The sequence below is a fragment of the Kiritimatiellia bacterium genome (assembly GCA_025054615.1).
GTDB lineage: Bacteria > Verrucomicrobiota > Kiritimatiellia > CAIVKH01 > CAIVKH01 > JANWZO01.
Genome location: JANWZO010000021.1, coordinates 1 through 15740, shown reverse-complemented (window position 1 = coordinate 15740; position 15740 = coordinate 1). Strand labels below are relative to the sequence as shown.

Genomic DNA, 15740 nt, shown 5'->3' with positions numbered 1-15740 from the left:
TTCCATCGGCGCTGCCTGTAGGCGTTTGATTAGCAGAGGCGTTGCAGGGGATGACGGCATGAGTACGATTCGATGTCCGCTGGCCGAGGCGGCGGCAATTTCGCCGCATCAGACCGCCATCATCGAGGGCGCGCATCTCATGATTTTTACAGAGCTGGATGAGATGGCCGCCCGCGCGGCCCGGAACCTGCGCCGGCTCGGCATCGGACCCGGCACGCGCGTCGCCCTGTTCCTCGAGACGTCATGGCGGACGGTCGCGCTACTGTTTGGCTGCTGGCGGGCGGGTGTGACCGCGTGCCCCCTGAACACGCGACTTCCCCGGGCCGCGGTGGAGGAGCAGATCCGACGGATCGCCGCCCGCTTTTTGATCGCGCGCGCCAATTCTTCGGATCAGGAACTCGGCGGGGCCCGAATCCTCCCACCGGATGAGTTACTGATCTATCGCGAGCCGGACGCCGACGAAAAATTTTGCTGGCCTCTACGCCTGGATGCGGCTGCCACGATCCTGTTCACCTCGGGCTCATCAGGCCCTCCCAAGGCGGCCGAGCATTCGATTGCAAACCACTATTACAGCGCGCGGGGCGCGAACCAGAACATCCGGCTCGGATCTCGGGATTGCTGGCTGCTGGCTTTGCCGCTCTACCATGTGGGGGGAATTGGTATCCTTTTCCGTTGCGCGATGGCGGGTGCGGCGATGGCTATTCCAGAGGCCGGCGAATCGCTGGAGCGGGCCCAGGAGCGCTATGGGGTGACCCATCTGTCCTTGGTCCCGACACACTTGTATCGATTAATCCACGGTCCAGGCGTTCCAGACTCGTTCCGCAATGTAAAGGCGATCCTCGTCGGCGGCGCGCCGTTGCCCGCAAGCCTCCTCGCGGAGGCGCTCCGCCGACGATGGCCGGTGTATACAACGTATGGGCTGACCGAAATGGCATCGCAGGTTTGCACAATGACACCGACCTCCCCCCCCGCCAAGCGCATGACAAGTGGGCGGGTACTGAATCACCGAGAGATCCGGATCGCTGAGGATGGCGAGATTCTCGTACGCGGCGCGACCCTCTTCAACGGCTATGTAAATGATGGCCAGTTGGATCGCGCCCGCGATGCCGATGGCTGGTTCGCGACCGGCGACCTCGGCTCGATCGATGCCGACGGGTATCTGACCGTTCTCGGTCGAAAGGACAATATGTTCATTTCCGGCGGCGAAAACATACAGCCGGAGGAGATCGAGGCGATCCTCTGCAGCATGCCCGAAATCGAGGAAGCGGCGGTGGCCCCGCGCCCCGACCCGGAATTCGGGGCGAGGCCCGTCGCCTTCATCCGTTGGCGCGGCGATTCGGTGCCGGAGGCCGACTTGCGCGCGAGGCTTGCGGCCGTTCTCCCGAAGTACAAGATTCCGGATGCGTTCCACCCTTGGCCCTCCAACGGAGATTCGCCGTGGAAACTGGATCGCGCCGAGCTCCGGACCCGCGCGGCGTCGCTGCCATGAGCGCGCGACGTCGTTTGCTCGCCGCGTTTTTACTCTGTGGGTGCGGTTGGAAGGGCGTGGAAGGCGACGCGGACGGCGTGCGCATCATGCCGCTCGGCGATTCGATCACACAGGGAGACTACGCGCGCGAAAGCTATCGGCGCCCGCTGTGGCACCTTCTGAAACAGGCAGGATTCCGCGTGGATTTCGTCGGCTCCATGCGTCGGAATTACATCGCGGGGCCGTTTCAGCGCGATTTCGATCTAGACCATGAGGGGCACTGGGGCTGGACAATTGACGAGGTGTTGGAGCACTTGCCAGCTTGGGCTGCCGCGGCCCGCCCTGACGCTGTGCTGATCCATTTAGGGTCCAACGATTTGTTTCGAGGTGAAGAACCCGAGCAGGTTGCTCGCGAACTGGAAAGAGTCATCGATATCCTGCGGCAGGCCAATCCCCGAGTGGCCTTGTTTATCGCAGAACTTATCCCCGCGGCGGGCATGGAGGCAGAATTCGCCGCCGCCAACGAACAAATACGCCAGCTCCAGAGCCTCGGGACCGCGGAGTCGCCGGTGTTCAACGTCGACATGTTTACGGGCTTTGACCCCGAGCTACACACGTACGACGGCGTGCACCCCAATGAGGCCGGAGAACAGGTTCTTGCCGAACGCTGGTACGAAGCGTTGAGGGGATGGCTCGGCGAGAGGGCGAAAGAGACCCCTCCCAAATGACCTGCGCCCGACCGGGTTCGACAATTGGCCCGACTAGGCGGTGAGAGGCGTGTTCTTCAGCGGGGCGAGCGCCCGGCGAAGGGCTGCCGGAAGTTCCTTTTTACGGCGGGTGCGCGGATCGATCGCCACATGAGTGGTCGTCACGTGGCCCGCGGTTTTGCCGTCCTTCGCCAAGCGGCAGACCAATGTGAAGGACGTTCGGCCCATCCGCAACAGGCGCAGCGTCAACTCCAGCGGGTCGCCGACGTGGAGCGGCATGCGGAAGTCGCCATCTGCGCGGACAATCGGCAGGGCGATCTTTCCACGTTTGAGCACGTCTCCGAGGCCAAATCCGGCCTGTTCCATAAAAGCCTCATATGCCTCGTGCGCGATGCGGAATTGGTTCGCAAAATATAGAACCCCAGCGGCATCGGTGTCGTGCAGGCGCACGGAGGTCTTGTGCACAAACATCGGTTGAGGGTGGCTCATGGTTCCGGCATCCCGCTATTCTGATAACAGATGCGATAGGTTTGAGGTGCTCACAATCATGAAAATCAGCGCCGCGACTATCGTGGCGATCTGAACAAGAAGGATCACGCCGCTCATCGCAAAAAAGGTGCGAAATTTGGCAAGGGCAGCCGCGATTTCGGGCGGGGCCGACCGCGCAGAGGCCAGCAGCGGTTTGGCGCTCAATAGGGAAATGCCAGCAATAATCTGGAGGATCGCGACAGGAATCCCGACGCAGGTCACGGTGAGAAGTGCGCCGCTCAAAATGTTTACTATTCCAATGAAGGACAACCAGAAGCCGAACTGGGGCACGGCGGCCGTGTTTCCCGTCCCCGGCGGCACGCTCTGGCCGACGGCCGCATTCGCCAAAAGTCCCTGAAAGGCCGAAGCCAGCTCAGGGCGCGAGCCCGCCTCTGCCCAATCGCTCATGCCCTCGGTCCAAACCAAGTCGGATGCGGAGAGACTTTTCAGACGGATTAATTCGATCAGATTCTCTTCGGAAACGGGGCCGCGTTGTTCGCCTCGTACCGCGTAGTACCACTGACGCTGCATGACTATTTCCTAGTAACGCGGACTATAGCGATTGAGGGCTGCAACACAAGGTCGATTCAGTGGGATTGGGATCCGCTGGAAATTTTCGTCGTTGTCGAAGGCGGATTCAAACAGGCCTGTAACTCGCGGATTTCCCGGCGCAGCGACTCAACTTCGGCTTCCAGCCGTTCCAACCGCTCGAGAAGGGTGGGCGCCGGGGTGGGGGCCGCGGTCTGAGGCGTCTCATCGATTGTCGGCGGCGCGCCGAAAAGATGGGCATATCGAGCTTCCTTTTGGCCGGGCTGTCGAGGGAGCCGGACCACGAGCGGCGTAGGCCGCGCAGCCAGTGCGTCGAGGGCCGAAATAATTTCCGGAACGGGCGGCATGCGAGTGAATCGATCGCAGTGGGCGCGCAATTCGCCGGGGGTTTGGGGACCGCGCAACATGAGTTCGCAAAGGAGGGCCGTATCGCATTCGTCCAGCCCGAACGTTTCCGAAAAAAGGTGCTTAAATTTCGGCGCGCGGGCGCCCGCCACCGACACCATAGCAGCGAGCCGGCGATCACGAAGACGGTCCAACGCGCGGGAGACGGTGTCCTCCGTGTACGACACCACAGGGTCGCGGTTATTTTTCTGGTTGCATGCGGCGACCAAGGCATTGAGGGTGAGCGGATAATATTCAGGTGTCGTACATTGCTTTTCGACGAGGCACGCCAGCACTCGTATTTCCTCGGGCGACAACGGCGGCGTCAACGCGGAGGAAAGACCTCGGGCCGGCGCTTCTGCATCCGGTGTGGGAGCGGAATCCGGCGGCAACGGTTGGGTGACGGCATCCGACATGGTTCGTGAATCTAATACACTGCGCGAAGCAGGATCAACGGCTTCCTATTCGCAAGAATGGCCGTCCCCACTCGGGCACGAAATTCGGGCGTGAGAGCGATAGCAGTCGAAGCGCCGGCTCAGCGGCCCGAGTTGGCCGCCTGTTCCTCAAGGAAGAGCTTGTACTCCACGCTGTCCACCAGCGCTTCCCACGACGCCTCGATCAGGTTTGTCGAGACGCCCACCGTGCCCCACGATTGTTTGCCGTCTGAGGATTCAATCAGCACGCGGGTCTTTGCCGCCGTGCCGGTTTCCGGATCCAGGATCCGAACCTGATAGTCGACGAGCTGTACCTCGCGTATCGACGGATAAAACCGAGTCAGCGCCTTGCGGAGCGCGTCGTTTAATGCGTCGACCGGGCCGTCGCCTTCGCCCACAGTAGATTCGATTTCGCCGTTGACCGCCAGTTTGACCGTTGCCTCCGCGAGGCTAGCCTCGTCATGGCGTCGCTTTTCGACGATCACTCGGTAGCCGAGCTGCTGAAAGAACGGTTTGTGACGCTTCAGGACCTTTTGAATGAGGAGTTTGAATGACGCCTCCGCCGCTTCGAACGCGTAACCCTCCTTTTCCAAATTCTCCAGCTCGCGGAGTATCTGGCGGATTTCGGGCGAATTTTTCTCCAGTTGCAGGCCCATCTCCACGGCCTTCAGGAAGACATTACTAGCGCCGGACAGCTCCGAAATCAGAATGCGCCGCTGGTTGCCGACGAGCGCCGGGTCGATGTGCTCGAAGCTCGACGCAATTTTTCGAACCCCGTCAACATGCATCCCCGCCTTGTGCGCGAAGGCGCTGTCGCCTACGAACGGCTGCTTGGGATTGGGTCGGACGCTCGCCATTTCGTACACGTACTGCGAAACCGCCTTGAGCTGCCGCAGGCTGTGGGGCTGCATGCAGTCATAGCCCATTTTCAGAAGCAGGATCGGGATGATGCTGACGAGATTGGCATTGCCCACTCGCTCCCCGAAGCCGTTGATCGTACCCTGGACGTGTAGGGCGCCCGCGCGGACCGCCGCAATCGAATTGGCGACGCCCAGCTCGGAGTCGTTGTGGGTGTGGATGCCGATCCGCGCGTTGGGAAAGACCGCGCACACGTCGCGCACCACCGCCGCCACCGTGTCCGGAAGGCTGCCGCCATTCGTATCGCAGAGCACGAGCCGGTCGGCGCCGGCCTCCACGGCGGCGCGGAGCGTTGCAAGCGCGTGTTCGCGGCTGTCTGCATATCCGTCAAAGAAGTGCTCCGCGTCGTAAATGACCTCCTTGCCGCGCTCCTTGAGAAAGCGCACGGTGTCGGCGATCATTGCGCGGTTTTCTTCTTCCGTCGTGCGCAGGACCTCGCGGACATGCAGCCGCCAGCTCTTTCCGAAGATGGTGCAGACCGGTGTGTCCGCTTCAATCAGCGCACGGCAGCCCTGGTCCTCGGCCACCGGCACATTTGCCCGGCGTGTGCTGCCAAATGCAGCGATTCGCGCATTCGTGAATTTTTCGCTTTTGATCGCGCGAAAGAATTCCATGTCCTTCGGATTCGACGCCGCATAACCGCCCTCGATGTAATCGACGCCGAATTCGTCAAGGCGTTTGGCGACGAGGATCTTGCCGACGCCGGAAAAAGAAACGCCTTCCCCCTGCGCGCCATCGCGCAGGGTGGTGTCGTAAATCTCCACCCGCGGCTTCATCGCCGGCGTCTCCACGTGGGGCGTAGGGACCCGCCGGATTTTCGCCCCGCACAACTCATTTCTTTTTCCCCAGCTCGAAGGCCTTGTGCAGGGCCTGGACCGCCTTGTCTGCCTCGCTCTTTCGGATTACGACGGAGATTTTGATCTCCGAGGTTGCAATCATCTCGATGTTGATTTTTTGCCGCGCGAGAGCCTCGAACATTCTCGCTGCCACGCCGGAATGGCTCCGCATGCCGACGCCGACAATGCTAATTTTGGCGATATCCTCATCCACCACCACGCCCTTGGCGCCGAGCTCGGACTGCATCGACTCGACAGCGCGCCGCGTCTTCGCCAGATCGACCCGCGGCACGGTAAACGTGATATCCGTCTGGCCGTTCTCGGACACGTTCTGGACAATCATATCGACGTTGATGTTCTTGCGAGCCAGTTCCCCAAACATCAGCGCGGCCACGCCCGGCTTGTCCTCCAGGCCCTTGACGGTCACCTTCGACTGGTTTTTGTCCGCGGCAACGCCTCGAACGACAATGTCTTCCATGTTTTTCACCTCTTCGCGAACCAACGTACCCGGTTTTTCAACGAAACTCGACATGACTTCAAGGACCACTCCGTGTTTCTTGGCAAATTCCACCGCGCGAGACTGGAGCACCTCCGCGCCCATGCTGGCCAGCTCGAGCATTTCATCATACGAAATTTCATCCAGTTTCCGCGCCTCCGGTACGACCCGCGGATTGGCGGTGTAAACCCCCTCCACATCCTTCAAGATCTGGCACCGGTCAGCCTTGATTGCCGCCGCGAGCGCGACAGCGGTCGTGTCCGAACCGCCGCGCCCGAGCGTGGCAATGTCCTCGTTGGGGTTGAGCCCCTGAAATCCGGCCACCACCACGATGCGACCCTTTTTGAGCTGAGCGAGGAGCCGTTTCGGCTTCAAAGCGCGGATTTTCGCTTTCGTGTGGACCTCGTCCGTATAAATGCCCGCCTGCGGGCCGCTCATCGAGATTGCGTCCGCGCCCAGCGCGTGCAGCGCCATCGTGAGGACGGCGGATGAAATCTGTTCGCCCGTGGCGAGCAGCGCGTCGAGTTCGCGTTCATCGGGCTCAGGATTCACCTGCTTCGCCAGGTCGATCAGCTCGTCTGTCGTGTCGCCCATCGCGCTGACCACCACGACGACCTGGTTGCCCTCGTCCCGCGTCTTGAGAATACGTTTCGCGACGCGGCGGATGCACTCGACATCGGCGACGGAGCTGCCGCCGTATTTCTGGACAATCAGGGCCATATCTACTCTCCCGACAACAACTTCATCACCTCGGACAGGCTTAAGCCGACCAACTTGCCCGCTTGGCACGTTTCCTCGTCCCAGTGCGTGGCGGCATCCGGCTCCACATGCGTGCCCCACAGCACAAACGGCTGTGGCGCGCATTCCGCGCCGGTTGCTCCCGCGGACGGATCCACGGTCGCCAGCAGGCAACGCCGATGCTTATACCGGCGAAGGGCGTCGAGCAAGGGCTGAATGAGCAGGAGGTCGATCCGCTCGAGGAGCCGCACTTTTTCCGGCGCGGCAGCGCGGTGGAACTCCGGAGGCATTTCCGCGTAGACGATCAGGCGGTCGCACGCGGACAGCCACGCGCGCGCCTCAGACGTGTCCACGGCCGGTGACGGCTGCGCCGATTCCCACGGTTCCGGCAGAGCATGGGCCGGCGCGCTGATTGCCCGTGCGAACCCGGCCGCCATCGCGCTTTGCGTCAGGAACTGAACGCGCAACAAGGATGGCGCGATTCGCGCAAGCGGACCGCCGCCCCAGATCCAAATGGCGTTGGCGGGATTCGCACCGAGGTCCACGCGGATTTCATTGACCGGGTGCCGCACCAGTTGCTCAGCCGAACGCTCCATGACCTCCCTGAACAGGGCAGATCCGCGCCCGCCGTGGGCAAGCGAGTCGGACGCCTCCGGCACCCATGGCGGAATCCCGTAGTCCGGGTCCCCGCCGCTCATCCGCGCCAGCACAACGAGCCGGCCGGGGGCTCGCGGGAGCAGGCGCACCCGCGCCGGGTCGAATCGCGTCTGGACGGCCGCAGCGAGCCGTTCGGTCTCCTGCATCGTGATCCCACTGACCAAGCCGTCGCGGAGCTCGCCGCTGTCCAGCGTCACGAAGTTTGCGCAAAATGCGTGGGTATATCCCGAAAAGTCTGTGTCCAGCGCCCACGCCTCCAGCGCTCCGCGGGAAAGCAGGCGGGCAGCCTCCTCGTCCAGCCCCGCAAGGGCGCCGAGCAGCCGTTCGGGGGACACGCGCTTTTTGGAGCGGCCGCCGGGTAACGCACCGGCTTGTCCCTCCGCGGCCAGGCGGTTTGCATTCGGGCAGCGCGCGACGGCCAGGGGGGTGCGGCCGTCGAGGTCCGGACTGGGCTCATCCGCCGCGTTTTCGAGGAGGATCGCCAGCGACTTCATTCGAAATCCTGGATTCGAAGCGCCACCGTCGGCGCGCCGACAACATCGAGCGCGTCGATCTCGGCCAGCGCCGCGCGGAAGGCGCGCTCCTCGGCTGCGTGCGTAAGCATGATGACGGGCACATGCTCGCCCTGTCGGCGCTCCTTCTGCACCATAGAAGCAATACTGACCCGGTGCGCGCCCAGCGCCGCTGCCACGCGCGCAAGGGTGCCCGGCTGGTCGAGTAGCGACATGCGCAGGTAGTAGCGCGTGCGGATTTCCGACATGTCGACGAGCGGCTCCGACGCTCCGCCCAGCGGCAGCGCGCGAGCCCCGGTTTGTCCGCCGCGGGCGAGCCGGGCGGCCACATCGGCCACATCGGCCAGCACAGCGCTCGCGGTCGGCAGCCGTCCCGCGCCGCGCCCATAGTACAACGTGTCGCCGACGATGTCGCCACGGACGAGGACCGCATTAAACACGCCGTCCACGGAGCCGAGCATATGCCTTGCGGGCACGAGTGCCGGATGCACCCGCACGCTGATGCCATTGGCCTCGCGCTTGATGATGGCCAGCAGCTTCACGCGGTATCCCAGTTCGCCGGCATAGCGGATTTCATCGATCGCCAGCCCGCGGATGCCTTCGACGTGGACGGCCGACATGGGAACGGGAAAGCCGTATGCCAGGGAGGCGAGGATGGCCGCCTTGTGCGCCGTGTCGAGCCCGTCGATGTCCAAGCTTGGCTCCGCCTCGGCGAAGCCGGCGGCTTGCGCCGCCCGGAGCGCCTCCGAAAACGGCAGGTTTTCCAGTTCCATCCGCGTCAGGATGTAGTTGCACGTGCCGTTGAGGATGCCGTGAATCTCGAGGATGTTGTTGGCCACCAGCCCCTCGCGCAGCGCCTTGATGATCGGGATACCGCCGCCGACGCTCGCTTCAAATGCCAGCTCGGTGTCTCGGGCGGCTGCCAACCCGAACAGCTCGGAGCCGTATTCGGCCAGCATCTTTTTGTTGGCGGTGATCACAGGTTTTCCGAGTTCAAGCGCGCGCGTGACCAGCTCCCGCGCAATCCCGACTCCGCCGATCAGTTCAATCACGATGTCCACCCGCGGGTCTTCCACCGCCGAGCGCGCGTCTCGCGTGAGGAGCGAGCGGTCCACGCGGACGCCACGGTCGCGCTCGAGGTCGAGGTCAGCAATCCACCGCAGCACCGGACGCGCACCGACCCGTCGCGCAATCAGCTCCGCGTTGCGCTGGAGACCCTCGACCACGCCGGCGCCCACCGTGCCGAAACCCAGCACCGCCAGTCCAATTTCTTTCATCGCGTCGTCCTCGATTCTAGGGCATGTCCGAACGGCAGCTTTCCGCCGGTGACTACAAAAAAGCCCTCGACCGATCGAGGGGTCCGCGCCCGTTTGCTCCGCGGGAAGCCGAATCCCCTTGCTCCCCGTCCCGCAGGATCCATCCCCCTGCCGTCTACATGCGCGAGTCGTTGAGCCTAGCAATGGAATGCCATCGCTCAAGCGGTTTTTGCGGCGCGGGCGCGCGCCCATTCCGGGTTGCCAAACTCTCAGCCAGGCGGGCTAATGTTGGAGGGCTGATTCTGCCGCGGCTCGCGGGGCGGGCGCTCCGGCGCCGGCTTTTCCGTCGGGCTTGGGGCCGTAAGTGAACCGTCAAAAAATTCGATCACAAACCCCTTTTCAACGAGCCACCGCAGGTCAGAGAACAGCCGAATGGCGGCTTCCGACAGGGGGTCGGCCCCGGGTTTTAGAATCGGGAGCAGATCGTCCCGCTTCAGCCCGGGATAGTTCCGGATGGCCTCGAGCAGAGGGCGTATGTGCGCCGCGGTGTTAGCCGGGTCGATCGGATGTGGTTCAACCGCCGTGACAAAGGTCTCGCCCTCCCGGGCCTTGAAGAAGTGGAGCCCCTTGTGGCGAAGGGCGGGTCGGAGGGCCAGGGTCATCGTAAACGGCTTGGCGCGTTCGCGCCTCAGCGCTTCCTCGATCTGCCGGCGTAACGGATAATGCTCCGGCAATTTTTCCAGCATCCGTGCGGGCATGATGAACCGCTTTCCGGCGGAACGAAGCTGCCCCAACTGCGTGCGTTCATACTCGAGGATCGCCTCCTCGCTCGAAAGCAGCGGCGCGTCCGGCGGCGCGTTTTTGGGCCGATAGCGGCGGCGCGTGCGAGCCTGTTCCTTCCACTGCTCGATGGCGGCCGGATCCTTCACCAGCTCAATTTTCGCCCGATACTCATCGATTTTCAGATGCGGAAACCGGGTGCGTTGAAGTTCGAGCAGCCGTTCCTGAAATCCATGATAGTTCGGAGGGCCTAACAGTTCGCCCGTCAGTGTGCAGCGGCCCACGCAGGTGAACTGGCCCGACGGCGGGTCCCCCTGCTCAATCACCTCTTCAAAAACCTCGCGCAGATGAGTCGTCAGCGCATGGCTGCGCAGCGAGTCCTCATCGGTGAAGATGCAGCCATCCGGCTTGAACTGGTACAACGTCAGATCGCCGCGCGACTCGACTTTGATGAGGAAGTGTTCCGGTTTGGTCAGGAACCAAACGGACAGTTGCTCAAGCGGGTAGGCCTTCCTCGCCGCCTGAATCCGACGGCCGACCCGATCGAGCGCCGACCGTTCCGGCAGGAACGAGATGAATACGGGCAGCCGAGCCGCCGGCTGGCGTTTAACCGGTTGGCGCTCCGCGTTCGCCGGCTCCGCCCGTTCCTCACGCCGCCGCATGTTTCGGTCCCGTTTCGGCCGTTGGCGTTCTACGCGGCCTTCGGGCGGGAGATCTTCGGCTTCGGAAGCGGGCGCAGCTTCCGCCGCCGTCGGCGACTCATCGGCCGGTTGGCGGGCCCACGTCGGAACGAACCGCAAATTCAAAATCATGTCCGCAACCGGGCCGTCCGGCGAGTCGGTCGCCGGTCGGGCCGGTTCGGGTCCGGAATCCTGATGGGGGGTGTCCGGGGACATGGCCCATCAGCCAACCAAAGCGAAACAGCTTTTTCAATGCAGGAATCGCCGGCATCGAGCGGATGGGGGGGGAGGGCCAGCCAGGGCGATCGCGTGCGGACCCTCCGCTGGGTTTAGCTTTCGCTCAAGCGCTTTCGGGGGCCCTCGAAAAAACGGACATGCGCGTCGCGCAGGATGTCCGGAATCCGATTCGCAAAAGGGCTGCGAGCCAAGACCTTACGCCAATCGACTTCGTCGACGCGCGACGCATTCTGGCCCGGAAACCAATGATCGGCCTGGCCGAGGAGGTTATAGCGCATTTTCGCCCAACCCTCCATGTCGAGCGCGGTGGCCCACGTCCACAGGCGCAAGATTTCGTGCACGTTGATTCCGCCCGGAATCTCAGTCCACTCCGGGATGCCCTCGTGCCAATGTTCCGCCCAGTCGCGTCCGTGTGTGCGGATGACCTCGTCCCATAGCCGCGCTGCAATCGGCGCGGTGACCGTCGCCGCTTGCGAATACCAACGCAGGCCGTCCACGTGTTCATCGAAATCGCTCGGCCGGGCCGCGCCGAGGCTCAACGTGTGGATCTGCGACCGGCTCAAACAGTACAGGTCGTTGAATTGCATCGGCGTTAGTGGCGCGCACAGGCGTTTGAGCTTGTCCGACGGTTCGTACAATTTGCCTCCCTTGTCGTTCGGGCTGATGATGAAGACGCCCATGTCTCGGGCTGCCGCGGCCTCCACGGCCGGCCACGTGAATTCGTTTACGAAATACCAGTGGAGGTTCACGTAATCAAAGCGGCCTGTCTCGATGGCGCGAACAATCACCCCTACAGGCGCATGGGTCGAAAACCCGATGAACCGGCATCGGCCCTCCCGCCGAAGCCGCTCCGCTTCATCAAGCGAGCCGCCGGGCTTCAACGTGAGTTCCAGCAGCGCCTGGTTGTTGATTCCGTGGATGGCGAGTAAGTCAACATGCCCGAGCCGAAGGTTTCGAAGCGAAGTCTCGAACACGGTGCGAAACTCCGCACCAGATTCCTTCGGCCCGACTTTTGTTTGCACGATGAGCTCGTCACGCGGGTAGTCCGGCAGGATGCTTCCCAATTGCAGCTCCGAAGTCCCGTAGCCGCGCGCCGTTTCGATATGTCGAATGCCCAGCTCGATCGCGCGCCGAATCGTCGCCTCCAGGTTCCGCTGACTCGCCTCCGGCACCTCAGATGCAGGCAGATCTTTCCACGAATGCTGGTAGCGCATCCCGCCGCACGAAAAGACCGGCATCGCCAGTTCAGTTTGGCCAAATCGCCGTGTCGGAACAACGGCTGGGGCCGCGGCCGTCATGCAAGTCCCTCTTCGCCGACAGCGCGGTCCAGCGCCCGGTCCATCTGAAATTTCGGATCGGCCGCAACGCGCGCGTCGCGCGGCGCATCTTCGCCGCGGCGCAGGTCCGGCGGCAACGAGCGCGCGAAGGCCGACACGGCGCGTCGACCGTCGTCGAGCGATAAAATGCCGTTACAAACCTCGCGCAACCGGTGCACATGCGGGAATCCGGAGGCGTACCAGAGCAGGTGTTTTCGCATCATCCGGGCCGAGGCGGGCGTGTCCCCGTAGTGCGCCGCGTGGTACTGCAAATGCCTCAGGACCGTCTCCTCCCATTCCGAGACGGTCGGATCCTCCGGCCCGTGGCCTGCCAGTGCGCGAAAAATCCACGGGTTGCCAAGCGCGCCCCGGCTGACCATCACGCCGTCGCAGCTCGTTGCCTGGACCATGCGCGCCGCATCGGCGCGTGTGAAAATGTCGCCATTCCCGATGCCGACGATTCGGGGATTCACCGCGCGCGCCGCCGCCAACCCGGCCGCAATCCCGTCCAGCCGGACGCGGACGCCGTAATTGTCCTCGCGGGTGCGCCCGTGGATGGTGATCGCATCGGCGCCCGCGCGCGCGATCGCCGCCGCGTTCGCCTCGACGTTGATCGAGGCCTTGGAAAATCCGAGTCGAATCTTGACGGAAAGCGGGCGTTTCGTCGCCGCCCGCGCCGCCGCGACGATCTGCTCCACGCGCGCCGTGTCGCGCAAAAGCGCCGCGCCCAGACCGGATTGCACCACCTTGCGCACCGGGCAACCCATGTTGAGGTCGATGATGTCAAACCCTCGCTCATCGAGCAGCCGCACCGCCTGAAACACGCGCTCCGGGTCCGGACCGGTCACCTGCACGCCCAAAAGCATCTCGGACGGGTGGCGCGCGAGCATCTCCTCGGTCCGCCGGTTTTTCACCAGCAGCGCGACCGCGGAGAGCATTTCCACATAGGTCAGTCCCGCGCCGAACTCCTGGCAGATGCGGCGAAACGGGACGTCGCTCACCCCCGCCAAGGGCGCCAGCAGAACGCGGTTCGGCACCTGGATGGCTCCAATCTGGATCGGCCGGTCAAGCATCGGATGCATGATGATCGCGTCGCGCCGGTCCGACAAATGTTTTCCGTCCAGCGAGCCGGCGATGTGACCGCCCTCCCGGCCCTCGCGCCGAAATTTCCATGCCATGGAAATGGTAAGTGAGAGAATTTCCATTCCATGGAAAAGGTGAGGGTCGAAATTTCCATGCTATGGAAAAGTGAGGGCTGAAAATTTCCATTCGATGGAAACGGAAAGGGCCGCGTTTCCATACCATGGAAACCGGGCGGCCGGCGGTCCGAACTGGCGCGCCAGGATTCGTGATCGTATTGTGGGAACATGGCCTACTGGTTGATGAAGAGCGAGCCGTCGGTCTATTCGATCGACGATCTGGCGCGGGAGGGCCGGACGCCGTGGACCGGCGTCCGCAACTATCAGGCGCGCAATTTCATGCGCGACCAGATGCGCGAGGGGGATATTGTCTTTTTTTACCACTCCAGTGCGGAACCGCCTGGCATTGCTGGACTGGCCCGCGTCGTGGGCAAGCCGTATCCGGACCCGACGCAATTTGATCCCAAAAGTCCGTATTATGATCCGCGGGCCCACGCCGATCGGCCGGTATGGTTCCTTGTCGATGTTGCGTTTGAGCGGAAGGTTGAGCCGATCATCACATTAACGGAGCTTCGGGCGGAGAAAAGACTTCGGGACATGCTCGTGTTGAAGCGCGGACAACGGCTCTCGGTTCAGCCGGTCTCGGCGGAACACGCTCGCGTGTTGATGGAGATGATCCGCGCGAGGGGCACTTGACTCCGCGGCGAGGCTTCACGATAAATTAGGGTTCACGGTTGCACCCGTGGTGGAATTGGCAGACACGTAAGATTCAGGTTCTTATGCCTTTACCGGCGTGGGGGTTCAAGTCCCTCCGGGTGCACCATTTTGTTTTTGGCGATTTTTCCGCAACGTTTTTTCACGGATTAGGTATCTCGACGCGGACACAGGCCAGCGGCAAACATAGCCGACGGCCAGCCCGAGGCGAAGGCCGGACGGGAAGCAGCGACGACGAGACGCGACGACCGGAATCGGACGGATTTTCCGAGAGCTTCCCCGCCAATTCGGAGAGGATTTGAGGATTTTTTCGCGGCATGTGCATCAAGGCCGCCGTGCCGCGATTCTTCTTTGGGCGCCTCGTAATCCCCTTCGGAGGTGGTCCGCGATATCTTTTTCAGTCCATCCGCATCCGCTTTTTCGGGTACGCGAACAGGTTTGGCTGATTTTGGGTGAAAATATCGCAAGACGGTAAGGTCTTCCGTAATTGCCACGCTTTCGGCCTGTTTGGTGTCATTGATGAATGGCTCTAGCGGTTCTAGCCAACTCGCCGCGTTTCGGCTCAACAGGTCCAGCCCGGCCTGCAAGGGGGCCATCTCCTGCAACAGTATTCTTGCGAGCTGCCTGATCTGGTCTACAAGGTCATCATCTCGTCGCCGACCTGGTTGAGAAGTTAGTCGTACGGCGATAACCGGAAGCGACGAACTGCTTCCCGTTGAGACCAGCCGTAAGAATCACGTTGCCCACCTGATCGTCGTAGTCCACAACAATCCCGGGTGAAACTTCCTTGGAACGGTTTGCTGGCGCTTCGCTGAGGGTTCGATAAAGTGCGTCGGCCTGCTGGTCCTCCTTGAGCTTCATGCGATGGTCCGCATTCGATCGAAAATGCCGTGACGACATGCGGCGGCATTTTCTTGGCGTTGACGAAGACGACCACCCGAAACACGCGCCCGCCAAAATCGGGGATGCGAGTCAGGCGGTGTTCAAGGGTCGGATCCACCGGATCGGGGTCCGTCGCATCCGGCGCGCTCTATGCCGGTTCCGGCCAGGCAGGCTGATTAGCCTGCTTCGCAAGGACGTCCAGGGCATGTTCCGTAAGCTCATATTGCATCAGGCTGTACCAATCCATGCGAGGACCTTCAGACCTCGATGCCGCGGTCGTCCACGATCTTGACCGCGATGCGCTTGTGCTCGCCCGGCTCAAAAGCGAGGGATACCGTGCCCCAGTATCCTTCTATGCGTTCCTCGTCAATTTCGGCTTTGAGATTCCTGGCCAGTTTTGCCCAGCACGTCGTCGTGCGCCATTTGTAAAAAGATCTGGCGCGGGAGGGCCGGCCGCCGTGGACCGGCGTCCGCAACTATCAGGCGCGCGATTTCATGCGCGACCAGAT

General features: G+C 62.6%; 14 protein-coding genes and 1 tRNA gene. 4 read left to right on the top strand and 11 right to left on the bottom strand.

Annotation, left to right across the window (positions count from 1 at the left end; translation table 11 throughout):
* The first annotated feature begins 58 nt into the window (after nucleotides 1-58).
* Together menE and NZ740_09150 are read left to right on the top strand one after the other, a co-directional pair.
* Entirely contained in the window at nucleotides 59-1489 is a 1431-nt protein-coding gene (gene menE, locus NZ740_09155) for an o-succinylbenzoate--CoA ligase (GenBank protein ID MCS6772175.1), read from the top strand.
* Entirely contained in the window at nucleotides 1486-2196 is a 711-nt protein-coding gene (locus NZ740_09150) for an SGNH/GDSL hydrolase family protein (GenBank protein ID MCS6772174.1), read from the top strand. Before menE ends, NZ740_09150 begins: the two co-directional genes overlap by 4 nt.
* 33 nt (nucleotides 2197-2229) lie before the next feature.
* Here the strand turns inward: NZ740_09150 and NZ740_09145 are convergent, their stop codons facing one another.
* The 10 genes from NZ740_09145 to dusB form a co-directional block, all read right to left on the bottom strand.
* A complete protein-coding gene (locus tag NZ740_09145) occupies nucleotides 2230-2664 on the bottom strand; it encodes an acyl-CoA thioesterase (GenBank protein MCS6772173.1) in 435 nt (144 codons plus the stop codon).
* 15 nt (nucleotides 2665-2679) lie between these two features.
* Complete coding sequence (locus NZ740_09140; GenBank protein ID MCS6772172.1) at nucleotides 2680-3234, bottom strand: DUF5362 family protein; 555 nt, start codon at nucleotides 3232-3234, stop codon at nucleotides 2680-2682.
* Between the two features lie 56 nt (nucleotides 3235-3290).
* The gene (locus NZ740_09135) at nucleotides 3291-4052 is read right to left on the bottom strand and encodes a YceH family protein (protein ID MCS6772171.1); all 762 of its coding nucleotides are present in this window, start codon (nucleotides 4050-4052) and stop codon (nucleotides 3291-3293) included.
* Nucleotides 4053-4171: 119 nt separating this feature from the next.
* Complete coding sequence (gene cimA, locus NZ740_09130) at nucleotides 4172-5764, bottom strand: citramalate synthase (protein ID MCS6772170.1); 1593 nt, start codon at nucleotides 5762-5764, stop codon at nucleotides 4172-4174.
* 55 nt (nucleotides 5765-5819) lie between these two features.
* Nucleotides 5820-7040, bottom strand: a complete 1221-nt coding sequence (locus NZ740_09125) for an aspartate kinase (GenBank protein MCS6772169.1) — start codon at nucleotides 7038-7040, stop codon at nucleotides 5820-5822.
* Nucleotides 7041-7042: 2 nt separating this feature from the next.
* Nucleotides 7043-8209: a hypothetical protein gene (locus tag NZ740_09120; protein MCS6772168.1), complete on the bottom strand. Its 1167-nt coding sequence runs from the start codon at nucleotides 8207-8209 to the stop codon at nucleotides 7043-7045.
* Complete coding sequence (locus NZ740_09115; GenBank protein MCS6772167.1) at nucleotides 8206-9504, bottom strand: homoserine dehydrogenase; 1299 nt, start codon at nucleotides 9502-9504, stop codon at nucleotides 8206-8208. The genes NZ740_09120 and NZ740_09115 overlap by 4 nt, the downstream gene beginning before the upstream one ends.
* 248 nt (nucleotides 9505-9752) lie before the next feature.
* Complete coding sequence (locus NZ740_09110; protein ID MCS6772166.1) at nucleotides 9753-11159, bottom strand: hypothetical protein; 1407 nt, start codon at nucleotides 11157-11159, stop codon at nucleotides 9753-9755.
* A gap of 113 nt (nucleotides 11160-11272) precedes the next feature.
* Nucleotides 11273-12478: an aldo/keto reductase gene (locus tag NZ740_09105; protein ID MCS6772165.1), complete on the bottom strand. Its 1206-nt coding sequence runs from the start codon at nucleotides 12476-12478 to the stop codon at nucleotides 11273-11275.
* Complete coding sequence (gene dusB / locus NZ740_09100) at nucleotides 12475-13674, bottom strand: tRNA dihydrouridine synthase DusB (protein MCS6772164.1); 1200 nt, start codon at nucleotides 13672-13674, stop codon at nucleotides 12475-12477. The genes NZ740_09105 and dusB overlap by 4 nt, the downstream gene beginning before the upstream one ends.
* Nucleotides 13675-13863: 189 nt before the next feature.
* On the opposite strand from dusB, the gene NZ740_09095 reads away from it, so the two are divergent.
* Both NZ740_09095 and NZ740_09090 read left to right on the top strand, forming a co-directional pair.
* On the top strand, nucleotides 13864-14331 hold the full coding sequence (locus NZ740_09095; GenBank protein ID MCS6772163.1) for an EVE domain-containing protein: 468 nt from the start codon (nucleotides 13864-13866) through the stop codon (nucleotides 14329-14331).
* A gap of 40 nt (nucleotides 14332-14371) precedes the next feature.
* Nucleotides 14372-14458 (top strand) — tRNA-Leu (locus NZ740_09090).
* A 536-nt stretch (nucleotides 14459-14994) separates the two neighbouring features.
* Here the strand turns inward: NZ740_09090 and NZ740_09085 are convergent.
* Complete coding sequence (locus NZ740_09085) at nucleotides 14995-15249, bottom strand: DUF2283 domain-containing protein (GenBank protein MCS6772162.1); 255 nt, start codon at nucleotides 15247-15249, stop codon at nucleotides 14995-14997.
* Between the last annotated feature and the right edge of the window lie 491 nt (nucleotides 15250-15740).

Excerpts from the sequence above, each read along its gene's own strand:
- dusB (MCS6772164.1), bottom strand. The coding sequence starts at position 13,674 with ATGGCATGGAAATTTCGGCGCGAGGGCCGGGAGGGCGGTCACATCGCC.
- NZ740_09150 (MCS6772174.1), top strand. The coding sequence starts at position 1,486 with ATGAGCGCGCGACGTCGTTTGCTCGCCGCGTTTTTACTCTGTGGGTGC.
- NZ740_09135 (MCS6772171.1), bottom strand. The coding sequence starts at position 4,052 with ATGTCGGATGCCGTCACCCAACCGTTGCCGCCGGATTCCGCTCCCACA.
- NZ740_09120 (MCS6772168.1), bottom strand. The coding sequence starts at position 8,209 with ATGAAGTCGCTGGCGATCCTCCTCGAAAACGCGGCGGATGAGCCCAGT.
- NZ740_09145 (MCS6772173.1), bottom strand. The coding sequence starts at position 2,664 with ATGAGCCACCCTCAACCGATGTTTGTGCACAAGACCTCCGTGCGCCTG.
- cimA (MCS6772170.1), bottom strand. The coding sequence starts at position 5,764 with ATGAAGCCGCGGGTGGAGATTTACGACACCACCCTGCGCGATGGCGCG.
- NZ740_09125 (MCS6772169.1), bottom strand. The coding sequence starts at position 7,040 with ATGGCCCTGATTGTCCAGAAATACGGCGGCAGCTCCGTCGCCGATGTC.
- NZ740_09085 (MCS6772162.1), bottom strand. The coding sequence starts at position 15,249 with ATGTCGTCACGGCATTTTCGATCGAATGCGGACCATCGCATGAAGCTC.
- NZ740_09095 (MCS6772163.1), top strand. The coding sequence starts at position 13,864 with ATGGCCTACTGGTTGATGAAGAGCGAGCCGTCGGTCTATTCGATCGAC.
- NZ740_09110 (MCS6772166.1), bottom strand. The coding sequence starts at position 11,159 with ATGTCCCCGGACACCCCCCATCAGGATTCCGGACCCGAACCGGCCCGA.
- NZ740_09115 (MCS6772167.1), bottom strand. The coding sequence starts at position 9,504 with ATGAAAGAAATTGGACTGGCGGTGCTGGGTTTCGGCACGGTGGGCGCC.
- NZ740_09140 (MCS6772172.1), bottom strand. The coding sequence starts at position 3,234 with ATGCAGCGTCAGTGGTACTACGCGGTACGAGGCGAACAACGCGGCCCC.
- NZ740_09105 (MCS6772165.1), bottom strand. The coding sequence starts at position 12,478 with ATGACGGCCGCGGCCCCAGCCGTTGTTCCGACACGGCGATTTGGCCAA.
- menE (MCS6772175.1), top strand. The coding sequence starts at position 59 with ATGAGTACGATTCGATGTCCGCTGGCCGAGGCGGCGGCAATTTCGCCG.